This is a genomic window from Gordonia sp. 852002-10350_SCH5691597 (assembly GCF_001665715.1).
Classification (GTDB): Bacteria; Actinomycetota; Actinomycetes; order Mycobacteriales; family Mycobacteriaceae; genus Gordonia; species Gordonia sputi.
This window is the reverse complement of the sequence record NZ_LZMO01000102.1, coordinates 1-21,487: the sequence shown is the minus strand read 5'-3', so window position 1 is coordinate 21,487 and position 21,487 is coordinate 1. Positions and strand designations below refer to the sequence as shown.

The 21,487-nt window shown below is 65.2% G+C and carries 17 protein-coding genes; 12 read left to right on the top strand and 5 right to left on the bottom strand.

From position 1 onward, the window contains the following. Positions 1-942, bottom strand: a 942-nt coding sequence (locus A5777_RS07430) for an acyl-CoA dehydrogenase family protein (RefSeq protein WP_064862161.1), incomplete at its 3' end; no start/stop codon positions are given. 91 nt (positions 943-1,033) lie between these two features. Then, the gene (locus A5777_RS07425; RefSeq protein ID WP_064862160.1) at positions 1,034-1,621 is read right to left on the bottom strand and encodes a peroxidase-related enzyme; all 588 of its coding nucleotides are present in this window, start codon (positions 1,619-1,621) and stop codon (positions 1,034-1,036) included. A 370-nt stretch (positions 1,622-1,991) separates the two neighbouring features. Between A5777_RS07425 and A5777_RS07420 the strand changes: the two genes are divergently transcribed. Further along, positions 1,992-3,566: a SpoIID/LytB domain-containing protein gene (locus tag A5777_RS07420; protein ID WP_156529307.1), complete on the top strand. Its 1,575-nt coding sequence runs from the start codon at positions 1,992-1,994 to the stop codon at positions 3,564-3,566. Positions 3,567-3,571: 5 nt separating this feature from the next. Here the strand turns inward: A5777_RS07420 and A5777_RS07415 are convergent, their stop codons facing one another. Continuing rightward, entirely contained in the window at positions 3,572-4,294 is a 723-nt protein-coding gene (locus A5777_RS07415; RefSeq protein WP_005206248.1) for a GAF and ANTAR domain-containing protein, read from the bottom strand. 86 nt (positions 4,295-4,380) lie between these two features. Beyond that, complete coding sequence (locus A5777_RS07410; RefSeq protein ID WP_005206250.1) at positions 4,381-5,229, bottom strand: PIG-L deacetylase family protein; 849 nt, start codon at positions 5,227-5,229, stop codon at positions 4,381-4,383. A gap of 299 nt (positions 5,230-5,528) precedes the next feature. On the opposite strand from A5777_RS07410, the gene glf reads away from it, so the two are divergent. The 11 genes from glf (at position 5,529) to fadD32 (ending at position 21,142) form a co-directional block, all read left to right on the top strand. After that, a complete protein-coding gene (gene glf, locus A5777_RS07405) occupies positions 5,529-6,743 on the top strand; it encodes a UDP-galactopyranose mutase (RefSeq protein ID WP_005206252.1) in 1,215 nt (404 codons plus the stop codon). Then, the gene (locus tag A5777_RS07400; protein ID WP_064862159.1) at positions 6,744-8,720 is read left to right on the top strand and encodes a glycosyltransferase; all 1,977 of its coding nucleotides are present in this window, start codon (positions 6,744-6,746) and stop codon (positions 8,718-8,720) included. After that, the gene (locus tag A5777_RS07395; protein ID WP_064862158.1) at positions 8,701-9,441 is read left to right on the top strand and encodes a phosphatase PAP2 family protein; all 741 of its coding nucleotides are present in this window, start codon (positions 8,701-8,703) and stop codon (positions 9,439-9,441) included. The genes A5777_RS07400 and A5777_RS07395 overlap by 20 nt, the downstream gene beginning before the upstream one ends. After that, on the top strand, positions 9,438-10,355 hold the full coding sequence (locus A5777_RS07390; RefSeq protein WP_005206257.1) for a decaprenyl-phosphate phosphoribosyltransferase: 918 nt from the start codon (positions 9,438-9,440) through the stop codon (positions 10,353-10,355). The genes A5777_RS07395 and A5777_RS07390 overlap by 4 nt, the downstream gene beginning before the upstream one ends. Next, positions 10,345-12,702: a flagellar motor control protein ZomB gene (gene zomB / locus A5777_RS07385; protein ID WP_064862157.1), complete on the top strand. Its 2,358-nt coding sequence runs from the start codon at positions 10,345-10,347 to the stop codon at positions 12,700-12,702. The genes A5777_RS07390 and zomB overlap by 11 nt, the downstream gene beginning before the upstream one ends. 472 nt (positions 12,703-13,174) lie before the next feature. Continuing rightward, positions 13,175-14,191, top strand: coding sequence for an alpha/beta hydrolase (locus A5777_RS07380; RefSeq protein WP_064862156.1), 1,017 nt, complete (start codon positions 13,175-13,177; stop codon positions 14,189-14,191). A gap of 287 nt (positions 14,192-14,478) precedes the next feature. Next, entirely contained in the window at positions 14,479-15,981 is a 1,503-nt protein-coding gene (locus A5777_RS07375; RefSeq protein WP_372495437.1) for an alpha/beta hydrolase-fold protein, read from the top strand. Positions 15,982-16,182: 201 nt separating this feature from the next. Continuing rightward, on the top strand, positions 16,183-16,731 hold the full coding sequence (locus tag A5777_RS07370) for a DUF732 domain-containing protein (protein ID WP_156529306.1): 549 nt from the start codon (positions 16,183-16,185) through the stop codon (positions 16,729-16,731). A gap of 2 nt (positions 16,732-16,733) precedes the next feature. Next, positions 16,734-17,741, top strand: coding sequence for a cutinase family protein (locus A5777_RS07365; protein WP_064862155.1), 1,008 nt, complete (start codon positions 16,734-16,736; stop codon positions 17,739-17,741). A gap of 222 nt (positions 17,742-17,963) precedes the next feature. Beyond that, complete coding sequence (locus tag A5777_RS07360; protein WP_005208221.1) at positions 17,964-18,950, top strand: LLM class F420-dependent oxidoreductase; 987 nt, start codon at positions 17,964-17,966, stop codon at positions 18,948-18,950. 272 nt (positions 18,951-19,222) lie between these two features. Next, positions 19,223-21,142, top strand: coding sequence for a long-chain-fatty-acid--AMP ligase FadD32 (gene fadD32 / locus A5777_RS07355; protein WP_064862154.1), 1,920 nt, complete (start codon positions 19,223-19,225; stop codon positions 21,140-21,142). A 24-nt stretch (positions 21,143-21,166) separates the two neighbouring features. On the opposite strand, the gene A5777_RS25000 is transcribed toward fadD32, so the two are convergent. Then, positions 21,167-21,487: hypothetical protein (locus A5777_RS25000; RefSeq protein WP_197502311.1), on the bottom strand; the 321-nt coding region annotated here is incomplete at its 5' end.

Below are 21,487 nucleotides of genomic sequence, written 5' to 3'. Positions count from 1 at the left end.
ACCGGCGGTGAGCGATTTGGTGAGATCGTCCAATGCACCGGTCACGGCTTCGAGTGCCAACTCGGCCTCCGCGACGTGATACTGCGTGAACGGCTTGTGGGCGACGGTCTCGCCGTCGAGGCTGAGTGCGCTGCGCGACGTCGCGGAGGCGATTGCGAGATCGAGTGCGCGGCGGGCGATTCCGACGTAGATGTTGCCGAGCGCCGGGAGTACCCACCCGAAGATGCCCGCGACGTATCCGGTGGGTTGTTCGCCGAGTTCGACGACGCCGACGGTGCGTTCGTGCGGAACGAAGACGTTGTCGAGTAGCGTGTCGTGGCTTGCTGTTGCCCGCACACTCAGGGTGTCCCAGGTCTCGACGGTGGTGACGCCTTCTTCTCCGCGAGGAATGAAGGTGTGCACGATCTTTGGGTGTTCGGGATCGGAGTTGTCGCGGGCGTGCACACCGAGCCAATCCCATGCCGGTGACAGCGAGGTGAATATCTTTCGGCCGGTGATGCGGTAACCACCCTCGACCGGCGTCGCGATGGTCGTCGAATCGTCGATGACGAGGTCGTTGCCGGGTTCGCCGTGTCCTGCGGCGATGACCTTGCCCGCGGCGACCTCGTCGGCGAGCCATGAGACATCTGAATTGCCCTGTGCGAGTTGATCGGTGATCGGGCCGACCCAGTACAGGTGCATGTTGATCCCGAGCGCGGTGGCTGGCGCGAACGTGGCCAGGCGACGCTGCTCGGCGTTGAGCTGGTGCAGCGTCAGGCCGAGGCCACCGCGTTCGACGGGCAGCGTGGCGCGCAGGTAGCCGAGTTCGGAGAGGTCGGCGAGGTCGTCGGCGAAGAAGGTGTTGTCGCGATCATGGGTGACGGCGCGCTCGCGGAAGCGTTCGAGGGTGTCCTCCGGGATCACCCATTCGGTGGTTGCCGGTTGAATTGTTGTCTCTGTCATGGCGTTTCCTTTGTGGAGTGTCCGTTGTCGGGGTTTCGCTGTAGAGCTTCTCGGGCTAGAGATTCTCGGGCGCGGCTGATGTGCGGGAGTGTCAGTCGAAGAACTGGTCGTCGGGGCGTACCTGCAGCGCGATGCTGAACCGGTTCGCTGCGGCGAAAGCTGCGACGACCTGGATCGCCTCGTAGATCGCGGCGTCGTCGAGTCCGAGGTCGCGCAGCTTGGTGAGGTCGTCGTCGGAGACCTCGCCGGGGCGGACCGAGAGTGTGGCCGCGAAGTCGGCGAGCGTGCGCTGACGGGCGGTGAGTTCACGGACCTCGCGGTAGTCGACGGCGATGCGGGTGCCGAGCTTCTTGTCGCCGAGTGCATCGCCGAGGCTGACGGCGTGATTGAGACGGCAATAGGAGCAACCGTTTTCGGCGGAACTGACGGTCGCGATCAGTTCACGATCGGCGTAGGGGAGCAGGCCGGCGTTGGGATCGAGCAGCCCGAGGATGTACTCGTTGAACCGTGCGGCGTGTGCGCCACCGAGCGCGAACGCGCGCACCCAGTTGGGGATGTAGCCCAATTGACGCTCGATGGAACGGATCTGGCGTTGAAGATCGTCGGGCAGGTCGTCGATCTCGGGCACCGTGAGGCGCGAGATCTGGGTCTCCGGAGCGGCGTCGAGCGTGTTTGTCATGAGGTGTCCCCTGGAGGTGGAAGTCGGTGCAGTTCTGATGTCGGTGAGTCGTCGATCTGCGTGATGCCGTGCGGCGGACGGGCCGCAGTGGTGCGTCGAACGATAGGAAGCGTCGTGAGCGACCGACAGGTTAAGAACTGCGACGATCCGAAATGTGGGCACGCGCGGTCGGGGTTACCGAGCGCGCTGTGAGAGTGGGATGCGCCGGGTTCGGGGGCGAGGGCTGTTTAACTCGTGACGCGGTTGTTATGCCCTGAGGTTGGTATTTGGAAGAAGAATCACTATGGTCACATAAGTCCCATTAGTCACATCTGTAACAGTCCTCGATGGGGATTGCCTGACCAACTGCGTGCTGGAGGTGCGGACAGCCGTGAAACTCCGACTGTCGAATCCGTTCGTCTCCCGGGCGCGTCCGGGGAGTCGACGTCGTCGAACATCATCTGCGGTCATCTGTGCCGTTGCCCCTGCGCTGCTGGTCGGAGGGGTCATCGCGGGCGACGGCTACTCGTCGCGCTCCGACATCGGTCTCGCGGCCGACGCCGGCGTGGTCCTGATCGGACACGGACACGGTCACGGCCGCGGAATGGGCCAGTGGGGTGCATACGGGTACGCCAAGAAGGGCTGGTCGTCGTCGAAGATCCTCCAGCACTTCTACGGCGGTACGACGCTGAGCAAGGCCGACCGGCCCGACATCACCGTCGGACTCAGTAAGCAATCCGCGGTCAACGTGCGGGCGGATGCTGGTGCACGGGTCGGGAACGTGCAGGTGCAGCCGGGGCAGGCGGTCAGCATCTCTGGCGGAACCGCGACCATCACCAGCGGCTGCGGCGGTGGCGCACTGCGATCGGTGCCCGCGACCTTCGTCGATCCGATCAACCCGGCCACCAATCGTCCCGCAAACGAGTTGCTGAAGTTCTGTGGGTCGAACGCTGCGTATCGCGGTTCACTCGGGCTCGACGGCGGACGCGTGGTCAACAAACTGAACCTCGACGACTACGTCAAGGGTGTGATCGCCAAGGAGAGCATTCCCGGCTGGGGCGACTCGGGCGGCATGGAAGCGCTCAAGGCGCAGGCCGTCGTCGCGCGTAGCTACGCGCTGTCGGCCATCGCGGGCGGTAAGAAGATCGACGACACGCAGAACTCCCAGATGTACGGCGGCGTGGCGGGTGAGGACCCGCGCACCAACCGAGCGGCCGACGCGACGTCGGGACAGATCCTGCGGCAGAACGGCCAGCCCGCGTTCACCGAGTTCTCGGCGTCGACCGGTGGTTACACCGCGGGTGGACGTTTCCCGGCTGTCGTCGACGAGGGCGATTCGATTGCGCCGGAACATAATTGGACTGCCACCGTGAGTGGGGCGAGCATCGCGTCCGCTTTCGGGGTCGGAGCGCTGCGTAGCTTCGAGGTGATCGAGGCCAACGGACTCGGGCCCGAGAACGGCCGAGCGTTGCGGGTCCGGGTCTCGGGCTCGGGCGGCACCGTCGAGGCGACCGGCGAAGACGTTCGGACCAAGCTGCAGCTCAAGTCGTCGTGGTTCTCGGTCAAGGGCCAGACGAGTAAGCCGAAGATCGTGACCCCGCCGACGGGGCCGGGTGCGGGCGCCGGGCTGGGTTCCGCCGATCTCGGCTCGCTGATCCCCGACTCGCTGACCGGACTGGCCGACAACCTCGTGCCGGGGTCGTCGAAGCTCCTCGGCATCGCGACCGACGCTCTCAACGGCAAGCTCGGTGATCTCGGTGGCGTCACCGGGCCGCTCGGCCAGGCGGTCGGGGTACCGACGCTGACGCCCGACGGCGCAGGGGTCACGCAGCTCTTCCAGAAGGGCATGATGTTCTTCAGCCAGCCGACCGGCGCCCACGCGCTCGCGGGCAAGGGGCTGGCCGACTTCCAGCAGCGCGGCGGCGTCCCGGTGCTCGGCTTCCCGCGCGCCGACCGACTGCGCTGAGCGGACTACTCCGGGCCGGCGTCGACGACCTGTGCGGCGATGTCGACGAGTTTGGTGTTCGAGTCCTGGGAGAGCCGCGCGAGGAGGCTGAACGCCTGGTCGGGGCTGAGTCGGTACCGTTCCATCAGCATGCCCTTGGCCTGGCCGATCAGGTCGCGTGAACTCAGTGCCGTGCGGAGCTGCTCCTTCTCGCGCACCGCGGAGAACGCAGTCGCGGTGTGGGCGGCGAACAACTGGCCGAGGGCCCGCGCCTCGTCGTCGAAGGCGTTCGGAACAGTGCTGTGCAGGTTGAGTGCGCCGCGCTCTTCGCCCGCGATGTAGAGGCAGAAGCACGCCATCGACCCGATGCCGAGGTCGGCGGCCGCCGCGCAGAACGTCGGCCAGCGCGTTTCTCGACGCATGTCGTCGATCCAGATCGTGGTGTCGTCGGTGGCCGAGCGGATGCACGGTCCCTCGCCGAGTTCCTGTTGAAGCGCGTCCGATTGTGCCGCGATCTCGCCGATCATCACGGGTGTCTCGATCCGGCCTTCGGTGACGATGGTGATGCTGGCATAGTCCGAGCCGATCGCCTCGGCGGCGGCTTTGGTGAACAGGCGCAGCAGCATGTCGCTGTCGGTGCTCTCCGATTGCAGTTGCGCGACAATGCGGGCGATCTCCGAGCTCTTCTCAGCGATCTCGGTGCCCGTCCATGTGGTCGGCGCGGTTGTCCGCGAGGTGAGGTCAGTCAACGGTTACTCCTTCCGCACAGCATCCACACAGCACTTCGCCGCATGCGCGCGTTTGGGGTTGCGCACGGACGTACTGCCTGGACCTATCAGCCGAAAACATACTCCGTACCTCGCAGGAGATGCGATGTGATCGAACCACCGAGCACGGGCTGGGGGTTGTCGTCCGGGGTGCGCGGGCGCTTCTGCTCCGCAAAGGAGCGTGCGGCGGCGTTCTTCACGGCCATCACGGTCGGCGAGACGCCGACGGTCTGCACTCGATGCCACGGCACGTTCACGTCGCCGGGCCGCGCCCAATACCACAGCCAGATCGGGTACATCCACAGTTGGATACCCAGTGGTTTGGCGATACGCATGGCAGCCTGGCCGACGGCTTCGTGGTCGGACTCGCCGTCGTGATCCCACACGGCCAACAGGCCGTTGCGGGCGCCCGGCCGGGCGTCGAGGATGTTTCTGATCATCGCGTCGAGGCGGTCGGGGTACTGCTGGAGCGTCCCCGAATGGAGGCCACCCCATCGTGGGAGGTCGAGGCCGAGCAGCATCGACGCGGTGTCGAGTTCGAGATGCCGACGGTTTGCCAATTGCTCGGGCGATCCGGGGTGCGTCGCGTGGCCGTCGGACGCGCAGATCGTGACCACCTCGATGCCCTGCGACGCCGCGGTGTGCACGAGACCGCCGGCTCCCAGGATCTCGTCGTCGGGATGAGCTGCGACGACGACGAGGCGATCGATGTCGAACACAACCTGTGGCCAGGTCTGCGAGGCCAGCCAGGTGAGCCACTCCGGTTCGGGGGTACCGAACGACTTCGGCGACTGATTGCGCGTCGGCGCGGGAAAGAAGCGGGTCATCGGCGTGCGAGGCGGAATCGGGACGTCAGGCGACGAATCGTGTGCGTGTGTGGGCGACAGTATTGGTGGAGTGACGTGCTGGGAGGTCATTGGCGGACTCCTACGGGGAGTTGCGCAATCCGCAGTACACAAACAGCGGTACACGAGCTGCGATGCACAGTCTTCGGTGAGCCGATTTCTACAGCCCAATGAACCGAGTATACGAGTCCTGGCCAGCCCCGATTGCGTAGTCGGCGCACATCACAACTCGACGCGGCGCTCTCGCCGTCGTCGCGGCGTGTTCGCGCGTGTCCATCACCTCGCGCGTCCGTCGTCCCCGCGCGGCTGGCCGGCCCCGACCCCTGCGTGTGTGGACGACTACTTTGTCGGGTCCGTTACCCTGAACACCCGTGGCCACCAATAGCACCGTCGCGTCGAACTCATCCTTTGATCTGATCATCGTCGGATCCGGGTTCTTCGGTCTCACCATCGCCGAGCGCGCGGCGACCCAACTCGACAAGCGGGTTCTGGTGGTCGAGCGCAGGTCGCACATCGGTGGCAATGCTTACTCAGAGGCCGAGCCCGAAACCGGCATCGAGGTGCACAAATACGGCGCCCATCTTTTCCACACGTCGAACAAGAAGGTGTGGGACTACGTCAACAAGTTCACCGACTTCACCGGCTATCAGCACCGGGTGTTCGCCATGCACGACGGCCAGGCGTACCAGTTCCCGATGGGACTGGGGCTGGTGTCGCAGTTCTTCGGTCGGTACTACAGCCCCGACGAGGCGCGGGAACTGATCGCCGAGCAGTCCAGCGAGATCGACACCAAGGACGCCAAGAACCTCGAGGAGAAGGCGATCAGCCTGATCGGGCGCCCGTTGTACGAGGCGTTCATCAAGGCCTACACGGCCAAGCAGTGGCAGACCGACCCCAAGAATCTGCCTGCGTCGAACATTACGCGACTGCCGGTGCGCTACACCTTCGACAACCGCTACTTCAACGACACCTACGAGGGGCTGCCGGTCGACGGCTACACCGCGTGGCTGGAGAACATGGCGGCCGACGAGCGCATCGAGGTGCGCACCGACACCGACTGGTTCGCCGTCCGTGACGAGATCCGGGCCGCCAACCCCGACGCCCCGGTGGTCTACACCGGCCCGCTCGACCGGTACTTCGACTACTCGGCGGGACGCCTGGGCTGGCGCACCCTCGATTTCGAGACCGAGGTACTGGCCACTGGCGACTTCCAGGGCACTCCGGTGATGAACTACAACGACGCCGACGTCCCGTTCACGCGCATCCACGAGTTCCGCCACTTCCACCCCGAGCGCAAGAACTATCCGACGGACAAGACCGTCATCATGCGCGAGTTCAGCCGATTCGCCAACAACGACGACGAGCCGTACTACCCGATCAACACCCCGGAAGACCGCGACAAGCTCGCCGCCTACCGCGAACTCGCCAAGACCGAGACCGCGGACGCCAAGGTGTTGTTCGGCGGCCGGTTGGGCACCTACCAATACCTGGACATGCACATGGCGATCGCGAGTGCGCTCACCATGTTCGAGAACACGCTGGCGCCGCACCTGAGTGATGGTGCGCCGCTCGCGGAGGCGGAGTAGATGAGTGTGACTGTTTCCAACACGACGACGTCCGACGAGACGACCGCGACCACCGGGGCGCAGCCCGCGGCTGCGCCGAGCGTTCCCGAGTCGAAGGCCGTCGAACTGCTGCAGCGGGTCATCTTCCCGCGGCCGGGTGAGCCCATCGACGTGCGCTCGCTCTATCAGGTGGAGTCCGACAACAACACTCGTCGTGCCCACGCGCCGACCCGGACGTCGGTGTTGCTGGCAGGCGAGTCGGAGGTCAGCTTCGAGACCTACTTCAACGCGTTCGCGGCGTCGTATTGGCGACGCTGGTCGGTTCTGAAGTCGGTCGTACTGCGCGTCGAGGTCCGCGGCACATGCCGTGTCGACCTGTACCGCTCCAAGGTCGACGGTTCGCGTATCGGTATCGGCGGCGACCTGGTGCCCACCGACGAACACGGTTACGGCGTCATCGAATTCGAGCTCGACCTAGGTCCGTTCGAAGACGGCGGATGGATCTGGTTCGACGTCACCACCGACACCGACACCGAAATCGTCTCGGCGGGTTGGTATTCGGCGGTTGCAGCGTCGACAGGTCCGGACACCAAGCGCGTCACCGTCGGCATCCCGACGTTCAACCGGCCGACGGACGCGGTCAACGCGCTGGCGGCGCTCACGTCGGATCCGTTGGTGGACGCGGTGATCGACGCCGTGCTGATGCCCGACCAGGGCACGCGCAATGTGGTCGACGAGCCGGGCTACGAAGAAGCTTCCGCAGCGCTCGGCGATCGGTTGCACATCTTCGACCAGGGCAACCTCGGTGGCTCGGGCGGCTATGCGCGCATCATGTACGAGGCGCTGCGGCTCACCGACAGCCCGTACATCCTCTACATGGACGACGACATCGCAATCGAGCCGGATTCCATCCTGCGCGCGCTCGCGATGTCGCGATTTGCCAAGTCGCCCATGCTCGTTGGCGGTCAGATGCTCAACCTGCAGGACCGCAGTCACCTGCATTCGATGGGTGAGGTGATCAATCACCACAACTTCATGTGGACGGCCGCGCCCTTCGTCGAGTACGACCACGACTTCGCTCAGTACCCGTTGCGCGACAGGGAGAATTCCAAGAACCTGCACCGTCGGATCGACGTCGAGGGCAACGGCTGGTGGATGTGCATGATCCCGCGCGAGTGCGCGGAGCAGATCGGCCTACCGATGCCGTTGTTCATCAAGTGGGACGACTGGGAGTACGCCCTCCGCGCCGCGAAAGCGGGCTACCCGACGGCGACGATCCCGGGAATCGCCATCTGGCACATGGCCTGGAGTGACAAGGACGACGCCATCGACTGGCAGGCGTACTTCCACCTGCGCAACAGGCTCGTCGTCGCCTCGATCCACCACGACGGTCCGATCAAGGGAATTCTCCAGTCGATGGTCAAGGCGACGGCCAAACATCTTCTGAGTCTTGAATATTCGACGGTCGCGATTCAGAACGAAGCGATCCGCGACTTCCTCGCGGGGCCCGATCACATCCGCGACCTGTTGCCGACCGCGCTTCCCAAGATCGCAGAGATGCGCAAGCAGTACCCAGACGCGGTGGTGCTGCCCTCGGCAACCGAACTGCCCCGAACCAGCGGGGAGGCAACGCATCTCGGTGTCAACGTGCCGACCAACCCGGTGAGCAAGCTGAAGGCGCTCGCGGCGTCGGTGGTCAACAACCTGCGCCCAGCAGACCCTCGTCATCACGAGGTGCCGCAAGCCAACTACCCGCCGATCGAGGCCCGGTGGTTCTCGCTCGGACGGGTCGACGGCGTCACGGTCACCACGGCGGACGGTCGGGGAGTGGTGTACCGCCAGCGAGACCGCGACAAGATGATCGCGCTTGCACGCGAATCCGCTGCCCTGGTGCGTGAACTCAACGAGAGGTTTCCTGAGATGGCGCAGCGCTACCGCGCCGCCCATCAGGACTTGACCAGTAAGGAGAGCTGGGCGGGTGTCTTCGGAATCGAATGATCGGGATGTCGCCGAACGCGACGAATCGTCGAACGATGCGGTCAGTCGCGGCGAGAGCCGCGAGGTCGACGCGCTGATCGCCATTCAGGATGCGCTCTACGACCGTCCCGGCGTGCTCCCGACAGCGCGGGCCCTCTCGCATTTCGGCGAGCATTCGCTCGGTTGGCTGGCCATCTCGGGACTCGGGTACGCCGCCGCTCGTCGTCGAGGCGACGCCACGGCGCAGCGGCGATGGGTCGAGGCCGGAGTCGGTGCATTCGGTACGCACGCGGCGTCGGTGATCATCAAACGCATCGTCCGACGCCCCCGCCCGCACGACCCCAGAATCCGTATCGGGGTGTCGACGCCGAGCAAGCTGAGCTTTCCGTCGTCGCACGCGACGTCGACCACCGCGGCGTCGATTCTGATCGGTCGGGCCGCCGGTTTGCCGCCCTACCTGCTACCGGCACTTCTGGTGCCACCTATGCTCACGTCGCGGCTTGTGCTCGGGGTTCACTATCCGAGCGACGTCGCCGCGGGAGCCGCACTCGGCGCGCTGGGTGCTGGAGCCGTCATCGGTGCTGACACGCTGTTCGAGCAGGCATCACGGACGGCTGCAGGGCATCCGCACGCCACGCGCACCGCGCGTGTGGCGGCCCGAGCCGGTGCGCTTGCGCTGGTGCCCGGGCAGACCGCACGGACAGCGGCCGCGTGGGCGATCAGGAACCGAGGAGAGGCATGAGCGAGGAGCCCATCGAGAGCGGCAAGAAGGTCGGGCCGCCGAAGAACCGGGTCGACGGCCTGATCAAGGCGCTCCGCCCACGGCAGTGGGTGAAGAACGTCCTGGTGCTGGCAGCTCCGCTGGCCGCGGGCAGCATCACCGACGCACATGTGCTCGGCCGCGCCGGGATCGCCTTCGTGGCATTCTGTCTCGCGTCGTCGTGCATCTACCTGATCAACGACGCGATCGACGTCGAATCCGATCGCAACCACCCGACCAAGCGGTATCGGCCGATCGCCGCGGGCGTCGTGCCCGTCAAGCTCGCGTATGTGCTGGCAGTGGTGCTCGGCGTTGCATCGCTGCTGATCGCCTACTCGGCGAACTGGCAGACCGCGGTGGTCATCGCGGTGTACCTGGTGATCCAGCTCGGCTACTGTTTCGGGCTCAAGAACCAGCCGGTCATCGACATCTGCATCGTCTCGTCCGGATTCCTGCTGCGAGCGATCGCCGGTGGTACCGCGACCGACATCAAACTGTCGCAGTGGTTCCTGCTGGTCATGGCCTTCGGATCGCTGTTCATGGCGGCGGGCAAGCGCTACGCCGAGCTGGTGCTCGCCGAGCACACCGGCGCCAAGATCCGTAAGTCGTTGCAGTACTACACCACGAGCTACCTGCGCTTCGTCTGGACGCTCTCGGCCACGCTCGTCGTCGCGTTCTACGGCCTGTGGGCGTTCGACAAGAACTCCGGCCACGACACCAACGTGTGGTACGCCATCTCGATGGTGCCGTTCACCATCGCGATTCTGCGCTACGCCGTCGTCGTCGACGGCGGTACCGCGGGCGAACCCGAAGAGATCGCCTTCGGCGACCGCATTCTGCAGATCCTGGCGCTGGCATGGATCGTCTGTGTTGGTGTCGCGGTCTATGCCGTCTGACGTTCGTGACGAGCCCGCTCGCGCGGGGCGGCACAGACTTCGAGAGACTGCCGGCACCGACGCTACTGCCGCAGATGACCGCGATTTCGACACCGACGTCACGATGGTGATCCCCGTCGTCGGCAAGGGGTCCGGCGCCGCAGAGCAGGAACCCGGTCCAGTCGGCGGGGAACCCGGCGATGTTGACGACGACGTTGCCGTCGGCTCTGATAACCGGGTTGACGACGACACAGCTGACGCGGCCGACGAGGACGACACGGCTGACGCAGACGACGAGGATGCGGCCGCGGGCCATCCGCCGGGAGCGGGGCGTCGGAGATTTCTGTCGTCGTGGGGACCACGTGAGTGGACGGCGACGGTCAGTTTCCTGATCGGGGCGATCGGGGTCACAACATTCTTCGCGATCGGAGCATGGCAGCGTCGGTGGATCGCCGACGACGGTCTGATCGTGCTGCGCACCCTGCGAAACCTCTTCGCGGGCAACGGCCCGGTGTTCAATGCCGGCGAGCGTGTCGAGGCAAACACCTCGACGGCGTGGACCTACCTGCTGTGGTTCTGGGCCTGGGTCACCGACGGCCAGCTCGAGTACGTCGCGCTCTGGGTCGCGTTGGTGCTCTCGGTGTCGGCGATCCCGATCGCGATGTACGGCACGGCACGACTGCTCGGACCGCGCATCAGCGGTCCCGCTGCAACCGGGATCACGTTGCTGTTGCCACTGGGTGCGATCGTCTACGTCGCGATCCCGCCCGCGCGTGACTTCGCCACGAGTGGTCTGGAAAACGGCCTGTGCATCTTCTGGGTCGCGGTGCTCTGGTGTCTGCTGATCGCGTGGTCCCGGAGACGGGCCGAGGGCGACGCCCCACAGAACGCGGGTGCGCGACGAACCGCGGGTTACCGAGGAGCCGCGGCGACGCTGTTCCTCGCGTTCTGGGCGGGGCTCGCGCCGTTGATCCGACCGGAACTCACCGTGGTCGGCGGGATCGCATTGGTGTTGGTCTTCCTGGCGCCGCTGACATGGAAGATGCGCGTCGGTGTGGTGGTGTGCGCTGCGGTGCTGCCGGTGGGCTACCAGATCTTCCGGATGGGCTACTACGCACTGCTCGTGCCCAACCCTGCTGTCGCGAAGGACGCGAGCGGCTCCAAGTGGCATCAGGGCTTCATCTACCTCGGCAACCTCTTCGGCCCCTACACGCTTGTCCTTCCCGTCATCCTGGCTGTCGTCGCAGGGGTCTTGATCGTCATCGGCACCCGGATGAACAGCGCGCGCACACGCGACGACTCGGGCGTCGAGGCGTCGTCGAAGGAGAAAGAACGCCCGACGGTGCGCGAGCGGCTGTCGCGCTGGTCGCGCAACCTCCAGACGCCGACGACCGTCACCGTTGCCATCGTGGTCGCGGGACTGATCGACGGCGTCTACTGGCTGCGCCAGGGCGGCGACTTCATGCACGGCCGTGTGTTGCTGACGCCGATGTTCACGATCCTGCTCCCGGTCATGGTCATACCGCTCTCGCTGCCCGCCCTTGCCGATGTGCGCGCGGCCTTCGGACGCGGCGTCGACGCGGTGAAGGACCGGGGTCGGCGCCGACGCGTGATGGTGCAACTAGGCGGTGCGACCGTGATGGCTGCACTGTGGATCACGACGCTCGTGTGGGCGATCGTCTGCCACGAGAAGGTGCTGCCCAACGCGGGCATCGACATCGGACGCAGCGGCATCGTCGACGAGCGTCGGTTCTACGTCACCAACATGGGCAACGAAAACCCGGTCACCGCAGCCGACTACCTCGACTACCCGCGCATGCGTGCCATGGTCGAGCGGATCGACGAGTACCGAACGCAGGGTGGAGTGATCCTGCCGTCGAACAACTACGACGAGTGGTACGTGGCCAAGCTGCCGGACAACACCCCGCAGTCAGAGCGCAAGGCGACCGTCTACTTCCTCAATCTCGGGATGACGAGCATGAACGCTCCGCTCGACGTCCGCGTGATCGATCAGATGGGCCTCGCGTACCCGATCGCCGCACACACCGAACGCCTCGAGGACGGTCGCATCGGGCACGACAAGAACCTGCCCGCCGAGTGGGTCATCGCGGAGTCCGGTGCCTATCCCAAATGGCCGGTGCTGCCGGGCTTCCTCGACGAGGACATGGTTGCGCAGGCGAAGGAAGCGCTGACGTGTTCGCAGACCGTCGATCGGATCGAGTCGTATAAGGACACGTGGTCCTTCGAGCGTTTCAAGAAGAATCTGCCGCAGTCGTTCGGCTTCTCCGACTACCGCATTCAGCGCAACCCGGAGTACGAACTCCAGCGCTGCGGACTGCCCGTTCCGCCCCGCATGCACCCGAGATGAGCGTCACAATCTGGACAAATCACCCAACGATCTGTGCAGGTCAGACACCTTAAGGGTGGCTAAGCGCATGACAGATTTGTCCTGTTATGTATCGGATAGGTAACGTCGGAGCCTGATAAAGCGATGAGAGATAAGACCGAGCGGTATTGGTCGATCGGCACCACGTCGACGTCGTAAGACGGTCCATGTGGCGGCGGTCACACTGATTGTCAGTGTGTTGGACTATGCAATAGGCTCCCGAATCGTTGTGCATTGCGCATGAAGTAGTGGTGCATCGCACTCGGGGGCGTGTCTCGCACAGCTCGTGTGGAGACCGCAAGCGACGAGCAAGGGCGTCGTCCAGGGATGGCCAAGCCGGTCGGGTTGATATCGCGCACGTAACGATCTGGTGCCTGGTGTGTCCTGTGGGGCGCATGGGGACTGGTAACAGAGGAGAGTTTGGTCGATGGGAGTAGCGGTGAGGTCGGGAGCGATGACACCCGGTAAGCGCGGTGGATTCCGGTTGCGCAGCCGGTTGGTTGCGGTGACGGTCGCGCTGATGACGATCGCGGGTCTCGCGTCGGTCATCACGGGCACCGGTACAGCAGATGCACGTGTCAACGGGACCCCCGCGGGCAAGAACGAGTGGTGGATCGACGCCTGCGGCATGCCGACCAATGGGGCGTTCGGCAACAAGTCGATGAATCCCGGCAGGGTCAAGGTGCGTTCCTGGTTCAAGCCGGGCAATACCCGCACCGTGATCCTTCTCGACGGTATGCGCGCCCAGTACGACTTCTCGGGCTGGGAGATCAACACCAACGTCCAGGAACTGGTCAACCGCGGCGTCAACGTCGTTGAGCCGATCGGCGGGCCTGCCAGCTTCTACACCAACTGGAATGCACCCAGTAACTTCAACGGCCAGCAGCGTCGTTACATGTGGGAGTGCGTGATCCAGAACCGCCTCGCTCCGGCTCTGCGTCAGAAGGGCTTCAAGGGCAAGGGCGGCAAGTACGCCATCATGGGCATCTCGTCCGGTGGTAACGCGGCGCTCGTCCTCGCGGCCAAGCGTCCCGATCTCTACTACGCGGCAGGCTCGCTGTCGGGCTACGACTTCCTGAGCGCCCCGGGCATGCACACCATGCTTCGACTGGCCATGCTCGACGTCGACCCCAAGCCGTGGAACGTCGACGCCATGTGGGGCGCGCCGTGGGATCAGCGGTGGTACGACAACGATCCGTTCATGCTGATCAACCGGATGCACCACCTCAAGGTGTTCACCGGATCGGGCAACGGACTCTTCGGCCGCTACAACGCGCTGCCGAACGTCTTCGACGACCTGTTCAAGGGTTCGACGCTCGAGCTGCTGGCACTCGCACAGCGCAAGGCATTCGAGGTCGCCGCGTTCACGCAGGGCATCAACCTGATGACCTACGACGCCAACGGCACCCACGCGTGGGGCTACTGGCAGGACATGGTGTGGAACGCCTACCAGCGAGGCTTCTTCCGCTGATCTGAGCAGTAGCGTTTACTCACAAGCGACCCCGATCGGGACTTCCGATCGGGGTCGCTTTGTGTGGTGACCGACCTCGAAACCACAACGTCGGCTTGCCCCATACGCATCACAAGTCACAGAAATCTCACACGCCTCAGCGCGTCGCGCATGGATTCACTGTCCGGACAGGGTAAGAAACACCTGAGGCAAAATGTGGCTAGTGGGATGAATGTGATTTCTGAGGTGTGCGCAGACCGTGTGCACAGCGGAGTTCCGCCCCACCGGTGCGAAGGAGTGGGAATCGAATGCGTCGAGCGGTACGCGCTGATCGCGCGAAGGGGGATCGGGTGACGAACGAGCACGGATGGCGACGGGGACGTCGAATCACGCGTGTCGCGGCGACGGTGTCGGCGACGATCGCCGTGGCCGTCGGTATGACGATGGCAGGCCAGGCGTCGGCGCCTGCCGATCCGCCCGCCGCACCTCCGGCCCAACCGGCAGCTCCCGCCCAGCCGGCTCCGGCTCAACCGGCGGCGCCTGCCGAGCAGGCAGCGCCCGCGCAGCCTGCAGCGGCACCTGCTCAGCCCGCACGCGTCACGAAGGTGTTCTGGTACACCGACCGGCGCGTCGCACTGTGGGTGCACTCGCCTGCGATGAACACCGACATCCAGGTGCAGATCCTGCTGGCGCGCGACTGGTGGGCGCGCCCGGACGCCAAGTTCCCACAACTGACCATGCTCGACGGCCTGCGTGCGCAGGACGACCAGAGCGGGTGGGTGCTGAACACCAACATCGTCGACTTCTACAAGGACAAGAACGTCAACGTCGTTCTGCCGATCGGTGGCGAGTCGAGCTTCTACACCGACTGGAAGCAGCCAGACCGCGGCAAGACCTACAAGTGGGAGACGTTCCTCATCCACGAGTTGCCGCCGATCATCGAAGGCGATTGGCGTTCGACGGATGTCCGCGGCATCGAGGGACTCTCCATGGGCGGCACCGGCGCGATGATGCTCGCGGCGCGCAACCCGGGCTTCTACAAGTTCGTGGCATCGTTCTCGGGCATTCTGCAGTTGACGTCGACGGGTATGCCGCAGGCAATCCAGTTCGCGCAGCGCGACGGCGGTGGCTACAACTCGATGAACATGTTCGGGCCGCCGAGCGACCCGGCCTGGAAGGAGCACGACCCCTTCCTGATCGCCGACAAGCTGCGTGGCACAAGCCTTTACGTCTCGTCGGGCAACGGACTCGTCGGACCGCATGACAAGCCGTCGGACATCCCGCTGCTCGCAACGAATTACTCGGGCGTCGGTCTGGAACTGCTCAGCCGTGTCACGTCGCAGCAGTTCGCGATCAAGCTGAACGAGCTCGGCATCCCGGGGCAGGCGGTGTACCGACCGTCCGGAACCCACACCTGGGCCTACTGGGAGTTCGAGATGGCACAGGCGTGGCCTCAGGCCGCGGCGGCGCTGGGACTCGGCGGCGACAAGGTCGCGTGCCGTCCGTCGGCGGCGTTCAAGAAGGTCGCCGACGCCAACAAGCTGGGAGGCTGCCTCACCCCCGAGTACGCGGTACCGGGTGGACGCGCGCAGGACTTCTACAAGGGTCGCGTGATCACGGGTCCCAAGGGGCCCAAGGAGGTCGCGGGCGCGATCGGTGGGGCATACGCCTCGATCGGTGGTCCCGGCGGCAAACTGGGTCTGCCGACCAGCGACGAACTGCCCACCAGGGATGGCAAGGGACGCTTCAACACGTTCGAGCGCGGCAAGATTTCCTGGACCGCCAATGGCGGGACGGTCATCGGCAAATGACCGCAAGTCGTCTCACCCGGTGTCGAGTGTGTTCGGTTGATCGGCGCAGGCTCGGCGCCGGGTGTGGGTGCGCTGAGATCTCGCTGAGGAATCACAGCATTTTCGCAGGTGACGCCCATTTGATGGTCGGCGGCGGCTTGCGGTCGGAGTAGCCTGGCACGGTGCCGACAACGCCGGTCGGGTTGTGATGAGGAAGTGATGATGAGGAAGTTCTTCGGGTTGGGTGTGATGGTGGCCGGACTGGCCCTGGCGGGCGGTTTGACCGCATGCTCGGACGATTCGACAGCTAGTGCGCCGATCACGAGCGACCCCGTCACGACGACGTCGATGTACTCGTCTCCGTCGTCGTCGGCCGCGAAGTCGTCGGAATCGGAGCGTGCGTCGTCGGAATCCGCCGCGCCGGGCGGCACCAAGGTGTCGGGTTCGACGACGCTGCCCGCGACGGCACCGAATAATGGCACCAAGGTGCCCGAGAACTTCCCCGGACCCGGCGGTGAGCCAGTGAGCGACAAGGGTAAGAAGTATCTGCAGGTCCTCAAGGATCAAAACGTCAGCTTCGCGGGCGACTCCGACAACTCCGTCGCACTCAACAGTGCCGAATACGTCTGTTCACAGCAGGCCAAGGGAGCCGATCCGACGACCGTGAAGGCTTTCGTCACGGCGATGATCGGCCCGAGTTCGAAGAACGCTGCCGACGCGAATTCGAAGGCGGACAAGGTCATCAAAGCCGCACGTGACAACTACTGCTAGGGGTGGCAGCCAAGCGAGGTGCCACTGGTCGACGTAAGGGTCGTCGACTGGGTCGAATCGCCCTGTTCCTAGCCCTTCTCGTCATCATTGCGATCGTATTGATCGTGATCTTGGTGATCACTCTGCTCAAACCCGGACCGCCGAGCATTCCCGGCGGTCAGGGGCCGTCGACCAGTGCGCCGTCGCCGGGGCGTCCGGAAGCGCAATCCGCGGACTGCCCGGACGTGCTGACGCTTGTCATCCCGGGCACCTGGGAATCGTCGGCAGACGACGACCCGATGAATCCGACGGCCAACAAGGCGTCGCTGATGCGTCGGGTGTCCACGGCGCTGCAGAACGAGTACCCGACCTCGCGCACCGAGGTCTACACCGTTCCCTACATCGCGCAGTTCCGTAACCCGACCAATCTCAACGATCGTCAGGCCGACTACAACGTGTCGCGGCAGCAGGGCTACAACCGTGCTGCGGCAAAGCTGCGTGACACCAACAAGAAGTGTCCGCTGACGCGCTACGTGATCATGGGCTTCTCGCAGGGCGCGGTCATCGGCGGCGACCTCGCGAGCAACATCGGCAACGGGAGCGGCCCGATCGACGCGTCGGATCAAGATCTGGTGCTCGGCGTCGGACTCATCGCCGACGGCCGACGCGAGAAGGGGCAGCAGAACGACATCGGTCCCGACCCCGACGGTGTCGGCGCGGAGGTTGCGCTCAGCGGAATGGGCAAGCTCGTGCCAGGGATCACGATGACGGGACCGCGTAGCGGTGGCTTCGGTGATCTGCGTGACCGGGTCCAATCGATCTGTGCGCCAGGCGATCTCATCTGCGATTCGCCAACCGTCGCCAATCCGGTTGGCGCCGTCGGTCAGCTCGCGGGCGCCATCAACAATCCCGTTCACGCCATGTACGCGACCAAACGCTACTGGCAGCTCGACGGCATCAGTGCCACCCAGTGGATGTACGGCTGGTCGAACAAAGTGATCGCCGACGCCCCGCACCCCGCGCACAACTGACGCAGATCCGACGTCGCGTCCGATCCGACGACAACAACGGACCGGCACGCGGCGTCGGCTCGTCGCGTTCGCCTGTCCTGCCCGCGCCCCACTAGGTCATATGTCCCGTCGGGCCGTGTTTGGGTAGGGCCGTCGACCTGCATTACCGTTGGGCGGTCGGGCACACCCGCCCACCAGAACCAACCGGTAACCGCAGTGATGCGTGAGGAGAAACAGGCGACGATGAGTGACCCCGGTGAACTGCGCAAGTTTCGGTTCGGAGCCGGCGGCGAGGGCAACAAGGACGAGGGCGGCGCCCGCAAGTTCGTGAAGCTGGCGCAGACCGCGGAAGAGTACGGCTACGACACGTTCGCGGTACCCGACCACCTGGGCAACCAGGTCGGCCCGCTCGCGGCCCTCGGAGCGCTCAGCCAGGCGACGAGCACCATCCGTCTGGGTACCTCTGTGCTCGCCAACGGGTTCCGTCACCCCGCGATCCTGGCCAAGGAGGCCAACACGATCGACGTGCTGAGCAAGGGGCGACTCGAACTCGGCATCGGCGCGGGGTGGATGAAGGAGGAGTTCGACAAGGCGGGCATCGAGTTCGAGACGCCCGGCGTGCGTATCAGGAAGCTCGACGAATCGCTGACCATCCTGGACAAGCTGATGCGCGGCGAGACCGTCGATTTCGACGGCGAGTTCTATCAGATCCGTGGCCTCGAGGGCAGTCCTCGCCCGCGGCAGGGACCCCGACCGCCGATCGCTGTCGGCGGTGGCGGACCCAAGATGCTTGCGCTTGCCGCCAAGCACGCCGACATCATCTCCGTCGCACCGGGCACGACCCCCGACGGCAAGATGAAGCTGTCGGACATGACGATCGAGAAGACGGCGGCACGCGTCGACCGCATCCGCGAGGTCGCGGGCGACCGTTTCGCCGACATCGAGCTCAACTGGACCATCGCCGTCATCGTCATCACTGACGACCGCGAGGCCACCGCCGAAATGGCACTCAAGGCGCTGGCGCAGGGCTACCCGCCGAACATCGCTCACGACACCGAGTTCACCGTCGACGATGTGCTGACGTCGCCCTATATCGCGATCGGCTCGTTCGAGGAGATCGCCGACCAGATCCGCGAGGTGCGTCGACGCACGACGATGTCGTACGTGGGCGTCTTCCCCACTCAGATGGACGCGTTTGCACCTGTACTTGCACAATTGAAGGGGGAGTAAGATTGTCGACGGCCCATTTCGGCTTCGTCGAAATGGGCTGAAGTGAATTCGCCTGCGAATGACCCCGGGACATGTCGGAATTTCGGCGTCATGAAGGTGCAATCCACCACACACCAAGAATTCGGGTGAGTGCCGAGTGTGCGCTACCGTGTCACGCGTTATCTATGCGGACACGACGCCCGAAAGACGTGGTACCTGCGGGGAGTGCCACGACACCGCGCCGACGAGGCGCACGGACGTGGCGTCCCACGAGGGGGCCACAGGAGTAATGGATGCTGAACACAGAATTTGAGCAGTTCCTCGATGAGAGCGGCAACCTGCATTTCAACGAGGACGCGACGCTGGTCGACTACGTCGAGCGGAACGTGCGCGATCAGGCTGACACGCTGGCGTACCGCTTCATCGACTACAGCCGCGAACGCGACGGGGAGGCGCAAGACCTGACCTGGGCGCAGTTCGGCAAGCGGCTGCGCGCGGTCGCCGCCCGGCTGCAGCAGGTCACCAAGCCCGGTGATCGTGTCGCGATTCTTGCTCCGCAATCGCTGGAGTACGTGATCGGCTTCTTCTCCGCGCTCTACGCGAGCAACGTCGCCGTGCCGCTCTTCAGCCCCGACGAGCCCGGACACACCGACCGTCTGACCGCAGTGCTCGCTGACTGCAAGCCGACGGCAATCCTCACCTCCACCAAGTCGGCCGAGGCCGTGCGCGACTTCTTTGCGGGAGTGCCCGCGAAGGAACGTCCCCGCGTGATCGCCGTCGACGCCGTCCCCGACTCGGTCGGATCGAGCTGGGTGGCCCCGGTCGCCGGCAAGGACCACAACCGCGACACAGTCGCATACCTCCAGTACACCTCTGGCTCGACCCGCGTGCCCGCAGGCGTGGAGATCACCTACGAGGCCGTCGCAGCCAACTGCCTGCAGATCTACGACTGCATCGAGATCGACCGCAACGCTCGCGGCGTCACCTGGCTGCCGATGTTCCACGACATGGGCCTGCTCACGGTGATTCTCCCGGCGCTCGGCGGCCGCTACATCACGATCATGAGCCCGCAGGCATTCGTCCGCAGGCCGGGACGCTGGATCAAAGAACTCGCGGCGGCCAGCGACGGCGCCGAGACATACGCGGCGGCCCCGAACTTCGCCTACGAGCACGCCGCGGCACGCGGTCTGCCCAAGGACGGCGAGCACCTCGACCTGTCGAACGTGATCGGACTGATCAACGGCTCCGAGCCCGTCACCGTCAGCTCTATGAAGAAGTTCAACGACGCATTCGGTCCGTACGGACTGCCCAAGACCGCGATCAAGCCCTGCTACGGCATGGCCGAGGCAACGCTGTTCGTCTCCGCGACGCAGCGCAACAATGAGGCCAAGGTCGTCTACGTCGACCGCGACGAACTCAACGCCGGACACATGAAGGTCGTCGACCAGCACGCACCCAACGCCGTCGCACAGGTCTCCTGTGGACAGGTCGCGTTGAGCCAGTGGGCCACCATCGTCGACGCCGCCGAATACGACGAGACCGGAAAGGCCGTCGAGAAGGCCGACGGCGAGGTCGGCGAGATCTGGCTGCACGGACTCAACATCGGCGCCGGCTACTGGAACAAGCCCGACGAGAGCGAAGCGACGTTCCACAACACCATCGACACGCCGCTCGAACAGGGCAGCCACACCGACGGCGCACCCGCTGACGCCCAGTGGATGCGCACCGGCGACTACGGTGTGTGGCTCGATGGCGAGCTGTACATCACCGGCCGTGTCAAGGACCTCGTGATCGTCGACGGCCGCAACCACTACCCGCAGGATCTCGAGTTCAGCGCACAGGAGGCCAGCACCGCGCTGCGTCCCGGCTTTGTGGCCGCCTTCGCCGTCCCCGCCAATCAGCTGCCGAGCGTCGTCTTCGAGAACGCCGCCAGCGGACTGAAATTCGACGCCGACGACGCGTCGGAGCAGTTGGTGATCGTGGCCGAGCGCGGGCCGGGCAAGAAGACCGATCCGCAGGAGATCGCCGACACCGTCCGCGCCGCAGTGGCCCAGCGCCACGGCGTCATGGCCCGCGACGTACTGCTCGTGCCCGCGGGTTCGATCCCGCGCACCAGCAGCGGCAAGATCGCCCGCCGCGCCACCAAGACCGCATATGTCGACGGCCGACTCCGCGGCGGATACAAGCAGGATGCGTTCCCAGACACGGTGTGATTTGGGCGCACGGCGCCTGCGCTTTCAGCGCCGCTCTTCGTCGTCGGCGGCGTCGTCGCTTCGCTCCGATGCCGCCTCCTCCTGCATCGCGGCGCGCGCAGGCACCGTGCGCCGGTCCTCGGCGCGTCGCTTCGCTCCTCGCCTGCGGCGCCGCCCGCTGGTCGAGACCGCCCGCTGGTCGAGCTGCACCCCGCTGGTCGAGCTGCACCCCGCTGGTCGAGCTGCACCCCGCTCGTCGAGCTTGTCGAGACCACTCGCCGGTCGAGCTGCACCCCGCTCGTCGAGCTTGTCGAGACCACTCGCCGGTCGAGCTGCACCCCGCTCGTCGACCTTGTCGAGACCACT

What these genes read in the sequence shown, in the direction of transcription:
- A5777_RS07425 (WP_064862160.1), bottom strand. Translation starts at nt 1,621, where the DNA reads ATGACAAACACGCTCGACGCCGCTCCGGAGACCCAGATCTCGCGCCTC.
- A5777_RS07390 (WP_005206257.1), top strand. Translation starts at nt 9,438, where the DNA reads ATGAGCGAGGAGCCCATCGAGAGCGGCAAGAAGGTCGGGCCGCCGAAG.
- A5777_RS07380 (WP_064862156.1), top strand. Translation starts at nt 13,175, where the DNA reads ATGACACCCGGTAAGCGCGGTGGATTCCGGTTGCGCAGCCGGTTGGTT.
- A5777_RS07370 (WP_156529306.1), top strand. Translation starts at nt 16,183, where the DNA reads ATGAGGAAGTTCTTCGGGTTGGGTGTGATGGTGGCCGGACTGGCCCTG.
- A5777_RS07400 (WP_064862159.1), top strand. Translation starts at nt 6,744, where the DNA reads ATGAGTGTGACTGTTTCCAACACGACGACGTCCGACGAGACGACCGCG.
- zomB (WP_064862157.1), top strand. Translation starts at nt 10,345, where the DNA reads ATGCCGTCTGACGTTCGTGACGAGCCCGCTCGCGCGGGGCGGCACAGA.
- A5777_RS07410 (WP_005206250.1), bottom strand. Translation starts at nt 5,229, where the DNA reads ATGACCTCCCAGCACGTCACTCCACCAATACTGTCGCCCACACACGCA.
- fadD32 (WP_064862154.1), top strand. Translation starts at nt 19,223, where the DNA reads ATGCTGAACACAGAATTTGAGCAGTTCCTCGATGAGAGCGGCAACCTG.
- A5777_RS07375 (WP_372495437.1), top strand. Translation starts at nt 14,479, where the DNA reads ATGCGTCGAGCGGTACGCGCTGATCGCGCGAAGGGGGATCGGGTGACG.
- A5777_RS07360 (WP_005208221.1), top strand. Translation starts at nt 17,964, where the DNA reads ATGAGTGACCCCGGTGAACTGCGCAAGTTTCGGTTCGGAGCCGGCGGC.